General features: G+C 57.8%; 21 protein-coding genes. 13 read left to right on the top strand and 8 right to left on the bottom strand.

Features of this window, described 5'->3' with window-relative positions:
- Positions 1–101: 101 nt before the first annotated feature.
- The 3 genes from eda to zwf are packed head-to-tail and all read right to left on the bottom strand — an operon-like array spanning position 102 to position 4066.
- The gene (eda, locus tag ACXAEW_RS04890; RefSeq protein ID WP_474940259.1) at positions 102–752 is read right to left on the bottom strand and encodes a bifunctional 4-hydroxy-2-oxoglutarate aldolase/2-dehydro-3-deoxy-phosphogluconate aldolase; all 651 of its coding nucleotides are present in this window, start codon (positions 750–752) and stop codon (positions 102–104) included.
- Between the two features lie 3 nt (positions 753–755).
- On the bottom strand, positions 756–2564 hold the full coding sequence (gene edd, locus ACXAEW_RS04885) for a phosphogluconate dehydratase (protein ID WP_474940258.1): 1809 nt from the start codon (positions 2562–2564) through the stop codon (positions 756–758).
- Positions 2565–2614: 50 nt separating this feature from the next.
- Positions 2615–4066 (bottom strand): glucose-6-phosphate dehydrogenase, encoded by a 1452-nt coding sequence (gene zwf, locus ACXAEW_RS04880; protein ID WP_474940257.1) that lies wholly within the window; start codon positions 4064–4066, stop codon positions 2615–2617.
- A gap of 468 nt (positions 4067–4534) precedes the next feature.
- On the opposite strand from zwf, the gene ACXAEW_RS04875 reads away from it, so the two are divergent.
- From ACXAEW_RS04875 to ACXAEW_RS04840, 8 genes are all read left to right on the top strand, one after another.
- Positions 4535–5080, top strand: a complete 546-nt coding sequence (locus tag ACXAEW_RS04875) for a DUF4178 domain-containing protein (protein ID WP_474940256.1) — start codon at positions 4535–4537, stop codon at positions 5078–5080.
- Complete coding sequence (locus ACXAEW_RS04870; protein ID WP_474940255.1) at positions 5077–6378, top strand: DUF4178 domain-containing protein; 1302 nt, start codon at positions 5077–5079, stop codon at positions 6376–6378. Before ACXAEW_RS04875 ends, ACXAEW_RS04870 begins: the two co-directional genes overlap by 4 nt.
- 3 nt (positions 6379–6381) lie before the next feature.
- Positions 6382–6540: a hypothetical protein gene (locus ACXAEW_RS04865; protein ID WP_474940254.1), complete on the top strand. Its 159-nt coding sequence runs from the start codon at positions 6382–6384 to the stop codon at positions 6538–6540.
- Between the two features lie 11 nt (positions 6541–6551).
- Positions 6552–6776, top strand: coding sequence for a DUF350 domain-containing protein (locus ACXAEW_RS04860; RefSeq protein WP_474940253.1), 225 nt, complete (start codon positions 6552–6554; stop codon positions 6774–6776).
- Positions 6773–8317 carry a polyamine aminopropyltransferase gene (locus ACXAEW_RS04855; protein ID WP_474940252.1) on the top strand — a complete coding sequence of 515 codons (1545 nt, stop codon included), beginning with the start codon at positions 6773–6775 and terminating at the stop codon, positions 8315–8317. The genes ACXAEW_RS04860 and ACXAEW_RS04855 overlap by 4 nt, the downstream gene beginning before the upstream one ends.
- Before the next feature lie 203 nt (positions 8318–8520).
- On the top strand, positions 8521–9225 hold the full coding sequence (locus tag ACXAEW_RS04850) for an ABC transporter permease (RefSeq protein ID WP_474940251.1): 705 nt from the start codon (positions 8521–8523) through the stop codon (positions 9223–9225).
- Entirely contained in the window at positions 9225–9935 is a 711-nt protein-coding gene (locus tag ACXAEW_RS04845) for an ATP-binding cassette domain-containing protein (RefSeq protein ID WP_474940250.1), read from the top strand. Before ACXAEW_RS04850 ends, ACXAEW_RS04845 begins: the two co-directional genes overlap by 1 nt.
- The gene (locus ACXAEW_RS04840; RefSeq protein ID WP_474940249.1) at positions 9932–10735 is read left to right on the top strand and encodes an ABC transporter substrate-binding protein; all 804 of its coding nucleotides are present in this window, start codon (positions 9932–9934) and stop codon (positions 10733–10735) included. Before ACXAEW_RS04845 ends, ACXAEW_RS04840 begins: the two co-directional genes overlap by 4 nt.
- A gap of 83 nt (positions 10736–10818) precedes the next feature.
- Here the strand turns inward: ACXAEW_RS04840 and ACXAEW_RS04835 are convergent, their stop codons facing one another.
- The 5 genes from ACXAEW_RS04835 to ACXAEW_RS04815 form a co-directional block, all read right to left on the bottom strand.
- Complete coding sequence (locus ACXAEW_RS04835; protein WP_474940248.1) at positions 10819–11361, bottom strand: hypothetical protein; 543 nt, start codon at positions 11359–11361, stop codon at positions 10819–10821.
- Positions 11362–11437: 76 nt separating this feature from the next.
- On the bottom strand, positions 11438–11917 hold the full coding sequence (locus tag ACXAEW_RS04830; RefSeq protein ID WP_474940247.1) for a DUF6505 family protein: 480 nt from the start codon (positions 11915–11917) through the stop codon (positions 11438–11440).
- 3 nt (positions 11918–11920) lie between these two features.
- On the bottom strand, positions 11921–12628 hold the full coding sequence (locus ACXAEW_RS04825) for a biotin/lipoate--protein ligase family protein (protein WP_474940246.1): 708 nt from the start codon (positions 12626–12628) through the stop codon (positions 11921–11923).
- On the bottom strand, positions 12625–13689 hold the full coding sequence (apbC, locus tag ACXAEW_RS04820; protein WP_474940245.1) for an iron-sulfur cluster carrier protein ApbC: 1065 nt from the start codon (positions 13687–13689) through the stop codon (positions 12625–12627). The genes ACXAEW_RS04825 and apbC overlap by 4 nt, the downstream gene beginning before the upstream one ends.
- A 122-nt stretch (positions 13690–13811) precedes the next feature.
- A complete protein-coding gene (locus ACXAEW_RS04815) occupies positions 13812–15761 on the bottom strand; it encodes a 4Fe-4S binding protein (protein WP_474940244.1) in 1950 nt (649 codons plus the stop codon).
- A gap of 369 nt (positions 15762–16130) precedes the next feature.
- On the opposite strand from ACXAEW_RS04815, the gene ACXAEW_RS04810 reads away from it, so the two are divergent.
- The 5 genes from ACXAEW_RS04810 to ACXAEW_RS04790 all read left to right on the top strand — a co-directional run bounded on the left by ACXAEW_RS04810 (position 16131) and on the right by ACXAEW_RS04790 (position 21201).
- A complete protein-coding gene (locus ACXAEW_RS04810) occupies positions 16131–16670 on the top strand; it encodes a DUF3305 domain-containing protein (protein WP_474942993.1) in 540 nt (179 codons plus the stop codon).
- The gene (locus tag ACXAEW_RS04805) at positions 16667–17287 is read left to right on the top strand and encodes a DUF3306 domain-containing protein (RefSeq protein WP_474940243.1); all 621 of its coding nucleotides are present in this window, start codon (positions 16667–16669) and stop codon (positions 17285–17287) included. Before ACXAEW_RS04810 ends, ACXAEW_RS04805 begins: the two co-directional genes overlap by 4 nt.
- Before the next feature lie 14 nt (positions 17288–17301).
- A complete protein-coding gene (locus ACXAEW_RS04800; protein ID WP_474940242.1) occupies positions 17302–17910 on the top strand; it encodes a TorD/DmsD family molecular chaperone in 609 nt (202 codons plus the stop codon).
- 79 nt (positions 17911–17989) lie between these two features.
- Positions 17990–18184, top strand: coding sequence for a twin-arginine translocation signal domain-containing protein (locus ACXAEW_RS04795; RefSeq protein ID WP_474940241.1), 195 nt, complete (start codon positions 17990–17992; stop codon positions 18182–18184).
- Between the two features lie 122 nt (positions 18185–18306).
- On the top strand, positions 18307–21201 hold the full coding sequence (locus tag ACXAEW_RS04790; RefSeq protein WP_474940240.1) for a formate dehydrogenase subunit alpha: 2895 nt from the start codon (positions 18307–18309) through the stop codon (positions 21199–21201).
- The last annotated feature ends 9 nt before the right edge of the window (positions 21202–21210 follow it).

Here is a 21210-nt window from a genome sequence, read left to right as displayed (position 1 = left end):
TTGCAGCGAATGTCTGTGGAAAAAAAACAAAGAAACCTGCCGAATTCCTCCGGCAGGAATGCAAAATGCACCCAATTTGTGCCTTTTGGGGGAGTGCGGGTTTAAATCACCGACAGCTTGCTGGCTTCTGCTGCCAGAGATTCGATGGCGGCCCAATCCCCGGCCTGCACCAGGTTCTTCGGAGCAACCCAGCTGCCTCCCGCGCACACCACATTTGGGAGTTTCAGATAGCTATTTGCATTTTGGGGGCTGACACCTCCGGTCGGACAAAAGCTGATCTGGGGCAGGGGAGCCCCAATCGATTTTAGTGCAGGTGCGCCACCGGAGGCTTCTGCGGGGAAGAACTTTAACATGTCATAGCCACGCTCCAACAAGGCCATGGCCTCGGATGCGGTGGCGGCACCGGGTAACATCGGCAGACCGCATTGCTCTGCGGCGTCCAGCAGCTTGGGCGTGCAGCCGGGAGAGACGCCAAACATCGCACCAGCTTCCACTGCGGCTTCAACATCCGCCGGGGTGACAAGGGTGCCTGCTCCAACGACACCCCCTTCGACCTGTGCCATTTCCCGGATAACATCCAATGCAACCGGAGTCCGCAGGGTCACTTCAAGCGCAGGAAGGCCGCCATTGACCAAAGCCTGGGCCAGCGGACGGGCATGGGCAACATCGTGTACAACAAGAACCGGTATAATCGGCGCAAGGGCACAAAGATCGCGCGCTTGTTTGCTGGCTTGTTGGGGGGTGATGGGCATTCGTTATACTCCAAATACACTTGCACCTTCGTCCGCTGCGGCGACGCTGCGGCGGAAAGCTTGAAAGAGATCACGGCCGGTGCCGTATTCGTTTGCCGACAGATCAGCGGTTGCCGCCCCGCGGTCAAGAACGCCATCCGTCAAAATTTCCAAAATACCGTTTGGTGCATCCAGACGGACAATATCGCCATCTTGTAGCTTGGCAATTGCGCCGCCGTCCAGCGCTTCGGGGACCACGTGGATGGCTGCGGGAACTTTGCCAGACGCGCCGGACATGCGACCGTCTGTAACCAACGCAACCTTTTTGCCCTGACCTTGCAAAATGGACAGTATCGGAGTGAGCGAATGCAGCTCCGGCATGCCATTTGCCTTGGGTCCCTGGAAGCGGACCACAACGATTACATCATCGGTCAGTTTGCCTGCCTTAAATGCCGCTTTGACCTCATCCTGGTCATGGAAGACGCGAACGGGGGCTTCAACCACCTGATGCTCTTCGGCCACGGCCGAGATCTTGATAACGCCGGTACCCAGTTTGCCGGTCAGGCGTTTCAGGCCGCCGGTTTCTTGGAAAGGGGCCGATGCGGGGCGCAGGATCGCTTCATTGAGGCTCTTGCCTGCGCCTTTGCGCCAGGTCAGCCCGTCCTCTGACAAGAAGGGCTCCATCAGATAGTTCTCCAGCCCTTCGCCTGCCACGGTCTTGGTGTCAGGGTGCAGGAAGCCGGCGTTCAGCAGTTCGCCGATCATATAACCAAGGCCGCCTGCCGCGTGGAAATGGTTCACATCCGCCAGACCATTAGGGTAAACGCGCGCCAAAAGCGGCACAACGTCCGATAGATCCGAAAAGTCCTGCCAATCCAGAATAATTCCGCCGGCCCGCGCCATGGCAACAAGGTGGATCAACAGGTTGGTCGACCCTCCAGTGGCCATCAGACCGGCGATGCCGTTGACATAGGCTTTTTCGTCGAGAATGTCGCAGACCGGGGTGTAATTGTTGCCCAAAGCCGAAAGGGACAGCGCCCGCCGCGCCCCTTCTTCTGTCAGCGCGTCACGCAGCTCGGTGCCTGGATTGACAAAAGAGGAGCCCGGTAGGTGCAGCCCCATGAACTCCATCAGCATCTGGTTGGTGTTGGCCGTGCCGTAAAAGGTGCAGGTGCCCGGACCGTGGTAGGATCCCATTTCGGATTTCAGCAGCGCGTCGCGGCCGATCTCCCCTTTGGCAAAGGCTTGCCGAGTCTTGGCTTTTTCGTCGTTGGAAATCCCGGACGTCATCGGTCCTGCAGGCAGGAAGACAGCAGGCACATGGCCAAATGACTGTGCGCCAATCACCAGGCCCGGCACAATCTTGTCACAGACACCAAGATAGACCGAGGCATCAAAGACATTGTGTGACATTGCCACGCCGGTTGCCATGGCAATTACATCGCGGGAGAACAGCGACAGCTCCATCCCGGCTTCGCCCTGGGTTACCCCGTCACACATGGCCGGAACTCCGCCGGCAACCTGTGCGCTGCCGCCGATCTTGCGCACGGCCTCACGGATGCGCTGCGGATAGGTTTCAAACGGCTGATGGGCTGACAGCATGTCGTTGTACGCAGTGACAATGCCCAGGTGCCCGGCTGAAGACGTGGCCAGATGATCCTGGTCTTCCCCTGCGGCGGCATAGGCATGCGCCTGACCTGAACAACTGAGATGGGCCCGCGCCGGGCCTTTCTTTTGCGCCGCACGCATCCGTTCCAGATAGGCGCTACGGGTCGTTTCGCTGCGGGCGATGATCCGGTCGGTCACCGCGTGTAGGGTCTGGTTCAACGTCATGATGGTGCCTTTTCAGATGTTTTGGTACCGAAGGGTTGAAGATGTCAAAGTCATGCGCCGATGTCGCGCCAACGACGTTCATCCCGATGCATCAGAAGCAGGGAGTCATCCGGGCCAGATCCACCTTGGTCATAAAGCTGCGGCGCTTTACCACCATCCGTGAAACCTTCGATAATCGGATCTGCCCAGGCCCAGGCGGCCTCAACCTCGTCGCCGCGCATAAACAGGGTCTGGTTGCCCCGGATCACATCCATGATCAGCCGTTCATAAGCATCCTGCGGGCGACCTGCTTCAGGCAGGCTTTCGGCAAAGGTCATGTCCAGTTTTGCCGTTGTCAGGCGCATACCGCCGGGGCCTGGGTCCTTGATTGTGGTGTGAAGGGTGATGCCCTCATCCGGTTGCAGGCGGATTACCAGAACATTCCCGGCTGCCGGGCTGTCCCCGTCAAAGATATTATGGGGGGGATTGCGAAAGAACACCGCAATCTCGGAGGAGCGCTGGCGCAGACACTTTCCGGTGCGCAGGTAAAATGGCGTGCCTGCCCACCGCCAGTTCGCCACCTCAACCTTCATGGCGATAAAGCTTTCCGTGGTGCTGTTGGCATTTCCCGCATGGTCGCGGTAACTGTCGCCGCCCTTGCTTTCGCGGTATTGGCCCCGCGCAATATCTGACTGGGTCACCGGGTTCAGCGCTTCGATCACCTTCAGCTTCTCGTTACGCACCGCATTTGGAGTAAACCGCGCGGGCGGCTCCATCGCGGTGAGGCACAGAAGTTGCATCAGGTGGTTCTGGACCATATCCCGCATCGCGCCCGACTTGTCGTAATACTCGCCGCGCCCTGCAACATCGATGCTTTCGGCTACGGTGATCTGTACGTGGTCGATCTGCGACGAGTTCCAAAGAGGTTCGAACAGCGAGTTGGCAAAGCGCAACGCCATCAGGTTCTGAACTGTCTCTTTGCCCAGATAGTGGTCGATGCGGTAAATTTGATGCTCTTCAAAATGAGCGCTGAGCGCGGCATTCAAGGCTTTGGCCGAAGCCAGATCGTGACCAAAGGGCTTTTCAACCACAACGCGGCTTTGTTGCGTCGCAATGCCGGTGGACTTCAGGCGTCCTGCAATATCGGCAAACAGCCCCGGTGCCACCGACAGGTAAAAGGCACGCACGACGTTGTCGCGCAGCGGCTTGGCCAGTTCATCCCAACCGCGTTCGCTTTTGGCATCAACGGCCACATAATCCAATATATCCAGAAACGCGCCGATATTGGCCGTGGTTGCGTCTTCCGGGTGGCCGAATTCCTTCAAAGCATTAGACACCAGATCGCAGAATTCGCCACGGCTCATGGCACTGCGCGATGCTCCGATCACGCGGGAGTTTTCGTCAAACTGGCCGATGATAAACCGGTGAAACAAACTCGGCAGGATCTTACGGCGGGCCAGATCCCCTGTTGCGCCAAACAGCACCAGGTCAAAAGGATCAACAGGAATAACGCGTGATACCATGGTTCAGCTTTTCGCCTTTCTCGAATGGCAACGTGGTGGTTGCTCAAATCCCAATTTTGATCGCGCTCTGATCTTGCGGTTGCCCGACCCTTGTGGGAGTGAGCATAGCACAGGATCGGAGAAGCAGGTCATACTTCCTTCCCTAACTATCGCGAATCAGTTTCGGATCCGTTGCTGCATTGGTAGCGCTAACGGAGAAAAATGTAACCCGTAAATGTGAGGGCTCTACGGGGCAGAGTGAACCGGATGCATGGGCTGTCCTATACAAGCAGGTTTCGCTGCGAAACGCGTTGCCTATCCACCGTGCGCTCCATGCGCAACGGTGTTTCATCGGCCTGTCTAATGTGGTCTTTGTTTTCGCACCAACACTGGCTATGTGTAGGGCCATAGTAATCAAAGATACAAATGTCTGAATTTCAGTGCCCCAATTGCGGCAGCGCGGTAACGCCTGCGTTTAAGATGGTAAAGATGATGACCTGCGACTCCTGCGGGACATCGTTGTTCCTGTCTGACAAGACAGCAGAACTGGCTGGAGAAGGCGGTGTCATGCATGATGTGCCGCTGTTATTCGGCTTGGGTGACCACATCCGCCTAAGCCGAAACAGCTATTACATTGTTGGACACGCCCGGTTCTCTTATGGGCGCGGAACGTGGGACGAATTTTGTGCTCTGAGTTCTGAGGGTGAGCCCGCCTGGATTTCCGTGGACGAAGGTGACATCGTTGTTCAGGAGGAAATCCCACCCTCTCAATGGCCACGATATGATGGTTATCTCAAACTGGGGAAGAGCTTTTCTTACGAGGGCGACATGTTCTCGGTGGTAGAGATCGCAGGCGCGGAATGCATTGCCCTGCGCGGTAGCTTTGATGAACCTTTGCGCGTCGGCGACAGCTATCGTTACTACAACCTCCAAGGAGCAGAAGGTCAGCTCTTGTCGGCAGAGATCGATGGAGACCAACGGTCCTGGTATCTGGGGCGCTGGTTCGATCCGTTTGAGGTCGAGGTGATGACATGACCTTAAACGCTGTCAAAGCGATCAACTGCACCTCTTGCGGTGCCGGGTTGGATGTCCTGGGCGGGGGACGTGTCACGAGCCATATCTGCCCCTATTGCGGGACGGAACTGGACGCGACAGACAATTACCGCGCGCTGAAACGTTTTAATGACAAACCAAGGCCGAAAACCCCGTTTCCGATTGGAACCAAAGGCAAGATCCACGGAGTAGACTATACCGTGATTGGCCTGTTGGAGCAGGCCGAGCGCTGGGCGGGGCAAACCTATACTTGGCTTGATCATCAGCTTTATTCGCCGACGCATGGCTATGCCTGGCTATCTTTGGAGCAGGGCCATTGCACCTTTTCGCGTCGCTATCGCAAGCCGATCCGTTGGATGTCCTCCGATTGGGTTGAACGGGCCAATTCCCGTCCCAAGGTGCACCACGATGGGGAGTGGTTCCTGTATTTCGATACCTCGCAAAGCGAGATCCGCTATGCCGAGGGTGAATTTTCCTGGCAGCCGCGTAAGTCTGACAAAACAACAACTGTCAGCGCAATGGGCAGCCGACAGATGCTCAGCTTTTCGCAAACCGCCGGTGAGCGTGATGTCGAGAAGTCTGAATACCTGACAGTTGCAGAGATTAAAGAAGGCTTTGGCTTTGATCCGGGGTTGGACCCCTATTCGTTCCACCCGTTGCAACCTTTTGATGAGGGGCCCAATGCAGGGTTTCAGCAAAAGGTCAGCATGATATGCGCCGGGATATGTATTGTCCTGTTGGCGCTTCTCTTGGGGATGCCAAAGCAGAACCTGTTGAATAGAATTGCCCTTTCCCGCGGGGATTTACCTGTGGAGCGCACATTGGAAGGGGTGAAAGCAGGTGATCTGGTGCAGGTCATCATACAGGGAAACGGGGTTAACGCTTGGTCCGAGCTTGAGCTTGAGGTCAGCGATCCCGAGGACGAGGTCCTCTTTGCCACAACCCGCGCCGTTGAACGCTATAGCGGGCGTGATAGTGATGGCAGCTGGAGCGAGGGGCGAAATCGCGCAACTGCAACCTTTCGCGCACCGCTGGACGGGGACTATACTCTGGCGCTTGATCTGGATGGAGAAGGCAATTGGCCCTCTTCGGGTGGGCCATCCCCCCGGCCGTGGTCCAAGCTTTGGGTAAAGGCCCAATCCGGCAAGGTGGTTTGGTGGTGGTTGGCTTTGGCGGCTGTCGGTTTCACGGTGCTTGCGGCCTGGCCCCGGTTGCGCGCGCGTCGTCATTATGCGTTGCGCTGGCGTGGCAGTGACTGGTTTGAAGAGGACGACGATTAAACTATGAACCTCTTTCGCATCTTCTTTCTGGTGATGGCGACAGCAACTGTCGCAGGGGCCAGCTATCTTTCATATAACGGGATTGGCGGCGAAAGCCGGGATATCTCAAACTCGATCCGGGCCGCCAGTGGTGGTCGCGGGTTCAGTGGCAACGTCAAATAACGGGGAACGTTATGGAGCTTTTTACCGCCATTCAACTGACTGAAGTCGTCAGCACGTTTTTTTACACGTTCATCGGCATGGTGCTGATGTTCCTGGTGTGGAAAGTGATCGACTGGGTGACCCCTTTTCCGATCCTGAAAGAAATTGAAGAAGACCAGAATATGGCGTTGGCGATTCTGATCGGGCTGTTGTTTGTCTCGATCTCGATCATTATCGCGGCCGTGATCCTGTCATGAGCGATGCGCCATTGGGCGCGCGCAGGCGTGAAATCTGGTTGTTGGTCGCCACCTTCCTGGTAGCGGTGGCCGGGCTGATCTATGAGCTGATCGCAGCGACACTTTCCAGCTATCTTCTGGGCGACAGTGTACGCCAGTTCTCTCTTGTCATTGGGGTGTTTCTGTCGGCGATGGGCGTGGGGGCCTATCTGTCGCGATTTGTCGGTCAGGCGCTGAAAGGGTTCATCTGGGCGCAGATCCTGTTGGGTATCCTTGGTGGTTTTCTGGCACCGGTGGTGTTCTATGCCTACGCTTGGACCGGCGCTGTTGAGCTGCCGCTGTTTGGTCTGCTGATCGCGGTTGGCATTCTGTCGGGTATGGAAATCCCCCTGATCGCCCGCGTTCTGAAAGAGATCGGAGCACCGGAATTCCGGTTCGAGAACGTGCTCAGCGTGGATTATGTGGGGGCGCTTGCCGCTTCTGTCGCTTTTCCATTGTTGATCGTGCCACAACTGGGGCTGATGTCCGCAAGCCTTGCCTTTGGGGCCCTGAACCTTTGTGTGGCGGGGCTGTCGCTGTGGCTGTTCCGCGAGGTTGCAGACCGCAGCCAATGGGGGGTATGGGCCTTTGCGCTTGTCCTGACAGGCGCGGGATTGGTGCAGTCCGAGCGGCTGGTGACAGTGGCAGAGGCTGCGCTTTATGAAGACGATATTATCCTAAGTGAAGCAACGCCTTATCAGCAAATCACCGTGACACGGTTTCGCGACCGTACCCGGTTGTTCTTGGATCATTCGATCCAGTTCGACAGCTACGACGAGTACCGCTATCACGAGATGCTGGTGCATCCGGCCATGTCCAGGGCCAGCCGTCGCGCGCATGTTCTGATCCTGGGGGGCGGAGATGGTATGGCCGCGCGGGAGGTTCTTCGCTGGGCTGATGTGGAGCAAGTGACTCTTGTCGACCTGGATCCGCGTGTCACGGGGATCTTTCGCACGCACGATGATCTGTCCGCTCTGAATGAAGGGTCGTTGCGGGATCCGCGTGTCACAATACACAATCAGGACGCTTGGCAGTTTGTGGAGCATGAGGTCGAGCAATATGACGTTGTAATCGTCGATCTGCCCGATCCCAAGAACCTTGCCCTGTCAAAACTCTACAGCCGCGAGTTTTATAGCCTGCTGGTGGAGCGCCTCAGCCCGCGCGGGATGCTGGTGACACAGGCCGGTTCGCCGTTCTATGCGCGGCAGGCCTTTTGGTCGGTGGCCGAAACTGTGGCGGCATCGCGCAATCCGATCGCGCCGGGGCAGGGGTTATGGACCTTTCCTTATCACACCTATGTGCCCAGTTTTGGGGATTGGGGGTTTGTGATGGCCGCTCCGCTGGAACCTTCGGCGCGGCAGTCGGATGTGCCAGAGGGGCTGCGGTTTCTCACAGCTGACACATGGAACGCGGCGCAGATCTTTGGCGCTGATACAGGACCGGTTGCGGCAGAGGTTAATCGACTGCAATCGCATGCTTTGGTCGCCTACTATCTGGACGGTTGGGCAAAGTGGTTTGAATAGAGGCTGACCCAGCAGAACGGGGCGTGAGGCTGTTGGACAGATTGCCCAAAAGACAAGGGACCGTAAAATTTCAGGCAGACAATTTGTCCGTTTCGATGCGCAGCTGTGTTTTTTGGCTTTTGCCAGAATAAACGCTGTGCTTTGCAGCTAAACAGGGAAACGGATCAGCGACCAAGCTGAACCAGGGAGGGATGACAGCCGGAATGTCGGAATTGTGGGAGGGGATCGCCCAGGCCTTCTGGCTGGTGGTGACGCTGGATGCGGATCTAGTGGAAATTACGCTGCGATCTCTGCGGGTGACACTTTCTGCGCTGGTTGTGGCGTCTTTGATTGCCTTGCCCTTGGCCGCCGTTCTGGCCGTGCGCAGGTTTCGCCTGCGCCGTGCGACAATTGCGGTTCTGAACGCATTGATGGGATTGCCTCCGGTGGTGGTCGGGCTGCTTGTCTATGTCATGCTGTCTCGCTCTGGGCCCTTGGGGGTGCTGGGGTTGCTGTTTACCCCCACGGCGATGATCATCGCGCAGGTGATCATTATTGTGCCGTTGATTGCTTCGATCGCGCATCAGTCCCTGCGAGAGCTGTGGAGCGACTACCATGATCTGTTGATCTCCCTTAACACCACACAGGCCCAGCGGATCAAGACATTGCTGTGGGATGGGCGCCGGGCTTTGTTAACGGCTGCCTTGGCAGGGTTCGGCCGCGCGATTGGCGAAGTGGGCGCAATTATGGTTGTCGGTGGCAATATCGACCATCACACCCGTGTGCTGACCACGGCGATTGCCCTGGAAACCGGCAAGGGTGAATTTGCCCTCGCACTGGGGTTGGGCTTTGTGCTGATCGGCCTCGCAGTTGCCGTAAACCTCTGTATCCACTGGTTGGGGCAGACTGAACGGACGGGGCGTTGGTGATGTCATTGCTGCCACTGGTTGCCAAGGGTGCGACGGTACGCCGTCAAAAGAAGGTCCTGATCGGGCCGGTGGATCTGCGGCTTGAAGGACGCGGTGTGACCATTGTGATTGGTCCCAACGGTGCGGGCAAAACCTCGCTTTTGAAAATGTTGCATGGGATCATGCGCCTGAACAGCGGATCGGTGACCTGGAACTGCCCGATGGATGAGGCCCAGAAACGCCAGGCCTTTGTGTTTCAGCAATCTGTCATGATGCGCCGTTCGGTGGTGGACAATGTGGCCTATCCGTTGCGCCTGACAGGGATTTCGCGGCGGCAGGCCCGGGCTGAGGCGCTGGATTGGGTCAAGCGCATCGGGCTGGAAGCTGCGGCGGATCGCTCGGCCGCTGTGTTGTCTGGTGGAGAACGCCAGAAACTGGCGTTGGCCCGCGCATTGATCCGCAAGCCTGAGGTTTTGTTTCTGGATGAGCCCTGTGCGTCTTTGGATGGGCGGGCCACCCGTGAGATCGAAGCCATGTTGAAGGATGCAGCGGCGGAGGGCACCCGGCTGGTGATGTCCACGCACAATCTGGGTCAGGCGCAACGGCTTGCAACTGAGATTATCCTGGTCGCCCGTGGGCAGATCCAGGAACACCAATCGGCGGGCGATTTTTTCGCCGGGCCCAAAACCCCCGAGGGACGCGCGTTTTTGAGAGGAGACATTATCGAATGAAACATCTGCTTTTGGGCGCTCTGGCAGCGCTGTCCATGCAGACAGCTGCCTGGGCTGAAGAGATGAAGCTGGCGGTGACCACGTCGTTCCACAATTCAGGTCTGGCAGAGATCCTGCTACCCGAGATCAAGGCGGACTTGGGCCTGGATGTGCAGCTTCTTGTTGTGGGAACCGGTCAGGCAATCCGCTTGGGCGAGGCCGGTGACGTGGATGCCATTCTGGTGCATTCAAAGAAGGCTGAGGACAAGTTCCTTGCTGGAGGTTACGGGACGCACCGACGTGAGATCATGTATAATGATTTCGTGTTCATCGGTCCCAAGGAGGATGCCGCCCATGTGCACGACGCAACAACCGCGGCGGATGCCCTGCAAAAGATCGCCGGCGCCGAGGCTGCGTTTGTCAGCCGTGGGGACGACAGCGGCACTCACAAGAAAGAGCTGAGCCTGTGGAGCGCGGCGGATCTGAATGCCGACGGTTTTGGGGATTGGTATCGCGCTGTTGGCGCTGGAATGGGCGCTGCGCTGAATACAGCGGCGGGCATGGATGCCTATATTATGTCTGACCGCGCCAGCTGGCTGAACTTTGGCAACAAGGGCGATCTGGAGCTGCTCTACTCCGGAGATCCGGTGCTGTTCAACCAATACGCCTATCTTCCTGTGAACCCGGAAAAACACCCCCATGTGAAATCCGAACTGGCAGAGCAGCTGGAAGGCTGGCTGGTCTCGGACAAGGCGAAAGGGTTGATCAACAGCTATAAAATCAACGGTGAGACACTGTTTGTCTTTAACGCCAAACAGTAGGCCTAGCCATTATGTAACGGATAAAGCCCCTGCTGTATGCGGGGGCTTTTGTGTTTGTGACGCTGAAGATCAGGATGCGCGGATCAGGATGCAGGCAACGCCGTTGGGTTGAACTCACACATTGCCCCGGCTTGCTGGGCAACGGCGGCAAAGCCGTCTGTGGAAAAACCGCCATAGGTCCAGGTCTCGCCCTTGGCGGAAATATGCACGGCGACGCTGATGTTGCTTTTGGCCTTGGACAGGGCATCAATCATCTCTCCGACAAAACCGGAGGTCATGCTGGCGCCATCGCGCCCCATATGGGTGCCCAGGAACATTTCATCTCCGAGCCAGACCGCGGCATCGTCGACATAGAGTTCGACGTAATCCGAGCTTTGGTCCCAGGGCGCACCTTCGTCATTGGACCAAGGGTAGTATTCATAGGAAAACCCGGCGTTGTACCCTTGCTCGTCAAACCGAAACGAGAGCATGCCACTGGTGTGGCGATCTGCGCGCAGGGTGAACATCTGGCACGTCTTGCCCATGCGAACAACGGCCCAGTTGCCGCTTTCGAAATAGTTTCCCTGAGCCAGCGCGCCGGATGCAATGGTGCTGGCCAGAAGCGCTGTTGCTGAAAGTTTGAACATAAACTGCTCCCGATTGAGTGTGTGCAAGCGGTTTAGCACTCGACGATCAACAAGGTTTTTATAAGGCGCAACTGGTTCAGTTCTCGGGCGTGGCGTGGATCGCAAATTGTTCCAGACCTGCGGATTGTGCTTCGATCACGCGGTAACTTTCACGTACACCCGCATCTGTCAGTTCGCGAGCAACCGTTAGCAATGTGTTGGGGGCGTGATCGGCACAGAGCTCCGCCATGTGGGAGAGTTCTTCGGTCGCGACGGGGCGCGCCGCATCCCGATCCGGTGCCCCGTAGTAGGTGATGAAATGCTGTGCCAGAAGCTCCGTGAGCTGGGACAGTTCCTGGTCTTCGATCTGTGTCACCGCAACAAAGGTGACTCGCCCGCCGGTCTCCAGCCCCATCCAGCCATTGGCAAAGGCCTGACGTTGTTTGCCAACTAAATCGCCCTGGGACCAGTTGGAAAACTCAAACCCGCCAGCAATACACCATTCCCCTGTACGCGCGGGGTTGGCGAAGACATTCATGTCGCTTTCATCAAAATGGATGGCACGGGCCAACAGCATGGTTCACTCCTCCAAGAGGGTTGTCAGGGGTATGAGATGTGTCGTCTCACCGTCGCGTAACAGCATGCCGAAATCTTCGTCCACGCCGAGGAATTGCCCGGTCTTGTCCCCATGGGTGAGGTTTTCACCCATATTATGGACCAGCCCTCGCCATTCGCCATGAAGTGACTTGGTACCGCCTTCCGCGTCCCAACGAGAGATCCAATGGAGTGTGTGACGGGTCCAGGCTTCCAGCAATTCGGGTGCCTTCACATCAGCGCAGCCTTCGGCATAAAGCGCGGTGTCTTCTGGGGTCAGCCCCGCGTCCTCACTCGAGGGCCAAAGGCGCAGTTCAAAACCGACAACCAGCCAATCCGGCTGCTGGTCGGCGCTCTTGTGGCTTGCCGCAGTGCGCAAACGCCCGCAGCGCGCGCCGTTGATGCGAATAATGCCGTTCCATTCCAGATGAACGGCGACCTCGGGTGGGGCCAGCGCGCCAAGGGCGTTTTGAAATCCAACACCACAGGCAGGCAGCATCGCCATTGCCTTGGACAGAGGCACCTCTGGCGCCAGCACCAAAGCCGCGGCCATTGTGTCTGCCCCCAGATTATAGACCACCAGACCCGCATCGCAGCCCAAAACGGCCTTTTGCCGCGCGACCTCAAACGGGTCGTCCTGGCCCGTCAACGCATGCCCGGACATCAAAGGGGGGAAGGTCGGTGCCGTGGTCATACCTCTGCTTTCTCGATCAGGTCAGCGGCGATCTGTTGGAACACTTTCGCCTGAGCGCTGTCGGGTTTTGAGACCACAATCGGCGCACCACCATCTGCCGCCAGACGCACGTCCAGATGCAGCGGGACTTCGGCCAGCAGCGGCACGCCGATTTTCTTGGCTTCGGCTGCGACGCCGCCATGGCCAAAGACGTGTTCTTCATGGCCGCAATTCGAACAGATATGCGTCGACATGTTTTCGATCATTCCCAGAATTGGTACGTTCAATTTGTTGAACATATCAATGCCTTTGCGCGCATCAATCAGCGCTACGTCCTGCGGGGTAGAGACGACGATGGCCCCGTCCACATGGGCCTTTTGGCTGAGTGTCATCTGCACATCACCGGTCCCGGGTGGTAGGTCCACGATCAGCACGTCCAAGGCTCCCCATTGCACCTGCATCATCATCTGTTGCAGTGCACCCATCAGCATCGGACCGCGCCAGACAACGGCCTGATCCTCGTTGGTCATCAGACCGATGGACATCATGGTGACGCCGTGGTTGCGCAGCGGCAGGATGGTTTTGCCATCGGGGCTTGCCGGGCGTCCAGAAACCCCCAGCATCCGGGGCTGCGAGGGACCATAGACATCGGCATCCAGCAGGCCGACGCTTTTGCCCGCTTGGGCCAGCGCACAGGCGATATTGGCAGATACGGTGGATTTTCCGACGCCGCCCTTACCCGAGGCCACAGCGATGATCTTTTGCACGCCGGGGATTTTCTGAGGGCCCTTTGGTTCCGCAGGGCGCGCAGGTTTCAGGTCTGGCGGTGCTTTCTGGCTGTGCGCGGTCATCATGGCAGACACTTTGGCCACTCCGGCCAGCGCTTTCACTCGGGCCTCCGCTTCGGCCCGCAGGGGTTCATAAACATCGGCGCGCGCCGGGTCGATTTCAAAGACAAAGCGCACAGCGTCGCCTTCGATAGTCAGCGCGCGCATAATTCCTGCGGCGACGATGTCCTGACCGGAGGCCGGGTCTGTAATGGTTTTGAGCGTCTCGAGAACGGTTTCACGGGTGAGGGACACGCGGGGCTGCTCCTTGGTAGTGGCGGAAAATCTAGCCCTAAGGCTCGGTTTGTAAGGGTTTAGCATTGAATGCCCTGGCGCACCACGCAAGGTAACGCGCCAACGGGGCAAATTTGAAAATGTCAGTGATCACGCCGTTTGCTGAAGTAGTCATCGGTTGTGCGCACTTTGGGGCGGGGGGCACCCGCCAGCGGGGCGTTTTCCTGATGGTACTGTGCGGCAACACGGCAGTTGTCACACATTTGGATCATCCGCGCGGCCTGAGGATTGGCAAACATTGCGTGTTTCCCGGCCAGTTTTTCAGAGATTTTATCGATCGTGGATTTCACCCCAAAAGGCGTGCCGCATTCGACACATTCAAAGGGTTCTTCTTCATGCACGACATTTTGGGAAAGAGCCGCATCGGTCAGGTTCAGACGGGGTTCCAGGGTGATCGCCTGCTCCGGGCAGGCGCTGGCGCAGATGCCACATTGGAGGCAGGCATCCTCTTGAAAACGCAGCTGTGGTTTATCCTCATTGTCGCCCAGTGCACCTGAGGGGCAGAGCGATACGCATGAGAGACACAAAGAGCAGGCATCCGTGTCGACCATTACCGTGCCATAGGGCGCGCCTTGTGGCAGGGCGAGGTGTTCCGTGTTTGGAGCCAGCGCCCTGGCCGCTTGTCGGGTGATCTGGCGGCGGGTGCCGATTGGGCGGATCGGTGTTTCAAGCGGGGCAGGGGCTGCATCTGCAAAAAGAGTATCCGACAGCGCATCCGGGTCGGATATGTCCAGAATACGGGCCTTGCCTGTTCCAGCAATTGCGGTTGCAAGCGCCAGCTCCTTTTCCTGCACGTCACGTTCGACGTTGGGAGAAGATAGCATGTCAACACTTGCAAACCCGGCTGCAAGTGCGGCCAGAATTTCAGCGTGGCCAAAGCTGTTCAGCGCCTCAATCTCCATCGGGATCACGTCGGCTGGCATGCCGCGGCCGAAACGCGCTGCCATCTGGATCATCTCGGTTCCAAAGCTGTTTACCACCAAGAGGCGCGGAGCCGTGCCCCCCGCCGCGAGGTAGGATTTGGCCAAAGTCTGTACCCGAACAAACAGGCTGTCGGTGGGGGGCGCGTCATAGGTCAGTGCCCCCGACGGGCAGAGTGCAGCGCAGGAGCCGCAGCCTGCGCAGACCATCGGGTCGATACTCACATGGTCGCCTTCGGACGTAATTGCGCCTGTTGGGCAGACATCCAGGCAGCGGTTGCAGCCGGTTTGGCTGGCACGTGAATGGGCGCAAAGAAGCGGTTCGGCCCGGATGTACAGTGGCTTTTCGAAAATGCCGACCAGCTGGCTGGCCGTTAGCAGCGCGTCAGCGACGGCCTGCGGGTCTTTGGGATCGGTGCGTAAATAGCCTTCGCGTTTTTCAGCAGCTGGAAACAGAGGTGTGCCGCCGGTCAGGTCCAGGATTATATCGCAATCAGACTGCCCCCCGTCACGTGGTGCTGTCCAAGCCCAGGCGCGGCCGGTAACATCAAGCTGTTCCAGCGCATCTATCTTGACTGCGAATTGTCCCAGCGCCCCCTTCGCATGGCACAGATTGCCGCGGATCACGTCAAACCCGCGATGCATCGGAGGGTCTGCCTGATCCGTCAACAGCACAGTTACACCCAGCAAATCTTTTAGCCGTTCCGCTGCAGGTAGAGCGTTTTTCTCTGGGCCGATGATCAAACAGAGCCCCTGTGAATGGACGTCCAGGGTCTTTGCCGCGGGGACAGTCAGGGCACTTTCGGCGACCAGTGCGGACATTTTGGGTATCACATCGGCAGAATCTCCGGTCCAACCGGCGCGATCCCGCAGGTCTAGATACTCCGGTTCCGGGGCGTTGATTTCGACCGCAAGCTCAGCGAAAAAACGTGCCTCTTGGGTGCAGCAAATTGTGACGTTCCCTTGCGACATTGCTGTTGCGGCGGCCTCAACCTCGGTGGTGCAAAGTGCTGAGTGCAGTTTGGAGCAGGTCCGACCTGTGGCCTGAGATAGGCGATCCGCATCAAGGGCATTTGATCCTGAACAATTGCATAAAATCAATGGCTTGGTCATTGTTTCCTCGCTGGAGTTTGGGCCTGTTTTGCCGCAAAAATTACCTTGGGTACTCAGCTTGCTACACCTGATTCTGGGCTGGCGTAAACCGTTTTCAAGGGCGCGTTCAGGGCGACAAACACGTTGTTTCCGTGCAGCGATTCGCAAAAATCGAGAGAGTCGCTGAACCTGATTAAAATGCTCAAGATGGACTTTTCGTCCGGCCTTGCATGCAACAGTATTCCGGGTTGCCCAATTTGTCCGGAAATGTCGAAAAAACAGGCGAACGTAAAAAACGCAGTTCAGGCGTGGTGCCTCCCCAAGGCAAGATTGGAACAGACTTTGGGAGAGAGCCGCAGCGTGGCGCGTGACTTTGAAAAAATGGATGTGATGCCCTTGGGGGTTGTCATCCGGCGTGTGCCGGGCGTGACACGCTGGGCCAAGTGGTCGTGGCAAGCTGTTGCGGTGCTGCCTGGCGCAGGCCCTGCATCCTGGCAACTGCTGCGGGAAGAAGGCGATGCGCGGGAATATCACGCAGCAACCGTCCCGTTGGAGCTGCACCGTGCAGAGGCGGAAGCCTACAAGCTGGGCCTGACCGCAGTGCCTCCGTCGGTCTATGTTGTGCTGCGTGAGGACCCGACCCAGGATCCTCCTTTGGAAGTCACCTTGGTCACGGCTTCTCCCTATGAAGCTCAGGACTACGCTGACAGCGGTGAGGAACTGGTCGAGAAGATTGCGATGCCCGATGGTTTGATCGCCTGGGTCCAGCAATTCACCGATGCCCACTTTCAGCAGGAAGAGTTCAAGAAGCGCCGTCGCGACAAGCGCACCATTGGTGAGGACGAGGACGGGATCGGCGATGTGCGTATCAAACAGGTTGCGGATGTATACCGTGCGCCGGGCCAGATCCGTAAGGAGCGCCTGCAATGAGCGATTTCTGGGCCCGCCGCAAAGCCGCTGTAGAGGCCGAAGCCAAAGCCGAGCTTCAGTCCGCTGCTGATCAGGACGCAATTGAACAGCAGGCTGAGCTGGAAGCGCTCAGTGACGCGGAAATATTAGAAAAACTGGAATTGCCGGACCCGGACATGCTGAATGAAGGCGATGACTTCAAAGTGTTCTGGGGCAAGGCGGTGCCGTCACGTATTCGCACCCGTGCCATGCGCCGGTTGTGGCGGGTGAATCCGATATTAGCCAATGTGGATGGTTTGATTGATTACGGCGAGGATTTCACCGATGCGGCTTTGGTCGTTGAGGGGATGGAAACGGCCTATCAGGTTGGCAAGGGCATGACCGCCCATGTGGAAGAACTGGCACGCCAGGCGGCAGAGAAAGAAGCGGCTGAGCTTCAGCCACCCGAAGATGAGGCCTGCGCCGATGAATTGCTGAGTTCCGAACCAGTACCTGTCGAGATTTCCGAAGGTGTTACAGTCTCGGCAGAAACCGCCACAGCGGCCTTGGATGATGCCGCGATTGAAGATGATGACGATTTGCCGCCCGCGCCCATGGGCCGGATGCGGTTTCGGTTTGAAGAAACTGCGCAGACGTGAGGATGGAGAAGGATATGACAGCCGTGGCTGAAAACCTGACCGTTGCCGAGGAGGACCGCCTGCGCGCGGACCTTTACAATTTTCTGGGTCTCTTGCTTGCAGGGCCGCCGGATCAAACGCTGCTGGAACAGACCGCAGTTTTGACTGGCGATGACAGCCCGCTGGGGCAGGCGGTGACCTCGCTTGCAAAAGTGGCAAAACAGACCAAGCCAGCCGGTGTTGAGCGTGAGTTTAACAAGTTGTTCATTGGCTTGGGACGGGGTGAGCTGTTGCCCTATGCCAGCTATTATCTGACTGGCTTCCTGAATGAAAAACCGCTTGCAGCGCTGCGGCAGGATATGGCTGCCCGCGGTGTGACCCGCGCACAGAATGTCTATGAGCCCGAAGACAACATTGCCTCTTTGATGGAGATGATGGGGGCTCTGATCGTGGGCCGTTTTGGTGATCCCGCGCCGCTGAGCGACCAGAAACAGTTCTTTAACAAGCATGTCGGGCCATGGGCCGGGCATTTCTTTACCGATCTCGAAGGTGCCAAAACCTCGCTCTTTTACGCCTCGGTTGCCCATGTGGGCCGGGTGTTCATGGAGATCGAGGCCGAGGGCTTTCGCTTGAGCGCGCAGTAGATGCGCGAAGCCGGGGTTGTCCAAATGGGTGGCTCCAATGACCCGTGACCCGAAGACCATCAGGAGGAGGATCACTTTGATGAGCAAGAAGGCTGAAGGCGGCAATTCCCGCCGTGACTTTTTGAAACTGGCGGCAACCACCGCCCCGGCGGCGGCACTGGCCGTGGCCACAACCGGTTCCGAGGCACAGGCTGCGCCAGAGCCGGATCTGTCATCTGACAAGATGCAGGATACCGCGCATACCCGCGCCTATTACGAGAGCATCCGGTTCTGAGTTTGAACCGGGCGCTTTGACCCGATCCCGCCGCTGGCAACTGGTTGCGAAACGCCCGACCGTCCAGAGGCTTCACTTCATTGACCGAGCTAGGCCCAAAAGGGACAGCAAGGGAGGTTTAAATGCTTAGGAAAAAGACCAACGGGGTTGCGAGACGCCCCCAGCGGACAAGTATCCTGTCCAAGGTTGCGGAAACTTCCGTTGACCGCCGCGCGTTTTTGCGCGGATCCGGCCTGGCCATTGGTGGCCTGGCTGCAATCAGCGCCACAGGCGGTAGCGTGACCCAGGCCAATGCGGCCACCGCTGCAGCAGGCGCTGTTGAGACCATCAAATCCGTCTGCACCCACTGTTCAGTTGGCTGTACCGTTCTGGCAGAGGTTCAGGGCGGCGTCTGGATCGGGCAGGAGCCCGGTTGGGACAGCCCGTTCAACCTGGGTGCCCACTGTGCCAAAGGCGCGTCGGTGCGTGAACACGCCCATGGTGAACGCCGCCTGAAATACCCGATGAAACGAGAGGGTGGCGAGTGGAAGCGTATTTCCTGGGAGCAGGCCATTAATGAGGTCGGCGACCAGATGATGCAGATCCGCGACGAAAGCGGACCTGACAGCGTGTATTGGCTGGGCTCGGCCAAGCACAACAATGAACAGGCCTATCTGTTCCGTAAATTCGCCGCCTATTGGGGCACCAATAACGTCGACCACCAGGCGCGGATCTGTCACTCGACCACGGTTGCGGGTGTGGCGAACACATGGGGCTACGGCGCCATGACCAACAGCTATAATGACATCCACAAGTCCAAGGCGATCTTTATCATCGGTGGAAACCCTGCCGAAGCGCACCCGGTGTCGCTGCAGCACGTTCTGAAAGCCAAGGAACAGAACAACGCGCCGTTGATCGTTTGTGACCCGCGCTTTACGCGCACGGCGGCCCATGCGGATGAATTTGTCCGCTTCCGTCCCGGCACCGATGTGGCGCTGGTGTGGGGTATCCTGTGGCACATCTTTGAAAACGGTTGGGAAGACAAAGAGTTCATTCGCACCCGTGTTTGGGGGATGGATCAGATCCGCACCGAGGTGAAGAAATGGACGCCCGAAGAGGTTGAGCGCGTCACCGGTACCCCTGGTGAGCAGCTGCGCCGCGTGGCCCATACGCTGGCCAACAACCGTCCGGGCACCGTGATCTGGTGTATGGGTGGCACCCAGCACACGACCGGCAACAACAACACGCGCGCATACTGTGTGTTGCAGCTGGCGTTGGGCAATATGGGCACCGCCGGTGGCGGCACCAACATCTTCCGTGGTCACGACAACGTGCAGGGTGCAACGGACCTTGGCGTACTGTCCCATACTCTGCCGGGCTACTATGGTCTGAGCGGTGGTGCATGGGCGCATTGGGGTCGTGTTTGGGGTGAAGATGCCGATTGGCTTGCCGGTCGTTTCGGCTCCATCAAGGGCGCCGATGGCAAAGAAAAGTCGCTGCAGAATCTTAAGGGGATCCCGGTCAGCCGCTGGATTGACGGTGTTCTGGAAAACGCAGACAATATGGAGCAGCCAAACAACGTGCGCGCCATGGTTCTGTGGGGGCATGCGCCGAACTCGCAGACCCGCCAGCCTGAAATGAAAACGGCGATGGAGAAGCTGGACCTGTTGGTCGTGGTGGATCCCTATCCGACTGTGACTGCGGTTCTGCAGGATCGCACCGATGGTGTTTACCTGCTGCCAGCTTGTACCCAGTTCGAAACACGTGGCTCTGTGACGGCCTCCAACCGTTCTATCCAGTGGCGCGATCAGGTGGTTGAACCGCTGTTTGAATCGCTGCCGGATCATGTGATCATCGCCAAGTTTGCCAACAAGTTCGGCTTTGGCGATCGTCTGTTCCGCAACATCGAGATGGAAGACGCGGAAACGCCCAATATTGAAAGCATCACGCGTGAGTTCAACGCGGGTATGTGGACGGTGGGCTATACCGGTCAGTCGCCGGAGCGGATCAAACTGCACATGGCGAACCAGCACACGTTTGACAAAACCACGCTCAAAGCCATCGGTGGCCCTGCTGACGGGGATTACTATGGTATGCCGTGGCCGTGCTGGGGCACGCCGGAGATGAAGCATCCGGGCACGCCGAACCTTTATGACATGTCGATGCCGGTCTCTGAGGGTGGCCTGACCTTCCGTGCCCGTTTTGGTGTAGAACGTGATGGGGATAACCTTCTGGCCGAGGGGGTCTATTCCAAGAATTCCGAAATCCAGGATGGTTATCCGGAGTTCACAATGCAGATGCTTATGGATCTGGGTTGGGATGGCGATCTGACGGATGAGGAGCGTGCCGCAATTGACGCTGTGGCGGGTCCAAAGACCAACTGGAAAACGGACCTGTCCGGAGGTATCCAGAGGGTTGCGATCAAGCACGAATGTGCGCCTTTTGGCAATGCCAAGGCCCGCGCGGTTGTCTGGACCTTCCCGGATCCGGTGCCAATCCACCGCGAACCGCTTTATACCAACCGTCGTGACCTTGTGGCCGATTACCCGACTTATGAGGACCGTCACGATTATCGTCTGCCAACCCTTTATGCCTCGATCCAGAAAAAGGATGTCGCAAAGGATTACCCAATTATCCTGACGTCCGGTCGTCTGGTTGAATATGAAGGGGGCGGCGATGAAACCCGGTCCAACCCATGGCTGGCCGAGCTGCAGCAGGACATGTTTGTCGAGATCAACCCGCGCGATGCCAACAACCTTGGTGTGCGGGATGGCAAACAGGTCTGGGTCGAAGGTCCCGAAGGCGGCAAGGTCAAGGTGATGGCGATGGTGACACCACGTGTGGGCGAAGGCGTGGCCTTTATGCCGTTCCACTTTGGCGGTCACTTCCAGGGTGAAGATCTGCGCCACAAATATCCAGAAGGCGCCGATCCGATTGTTCTGGGTGAAAGCACCAACACCGCGCAGACCTACGGGTATGACTCGGTCACGCAGATGCAAGAGACCAAGTGTACTCTCTGCAAAATCAGCGCAGCTTAAGGAGAAGAC

It is taken from the genome of Epibacterium sp. ABZ3_068, assembly GCF_056159265.1.
The sequence above is the reverse complement of the archived record's forward strand: the minus strand, read 5'-3'. Positions and strand labels throughout refer to the sequence as shown.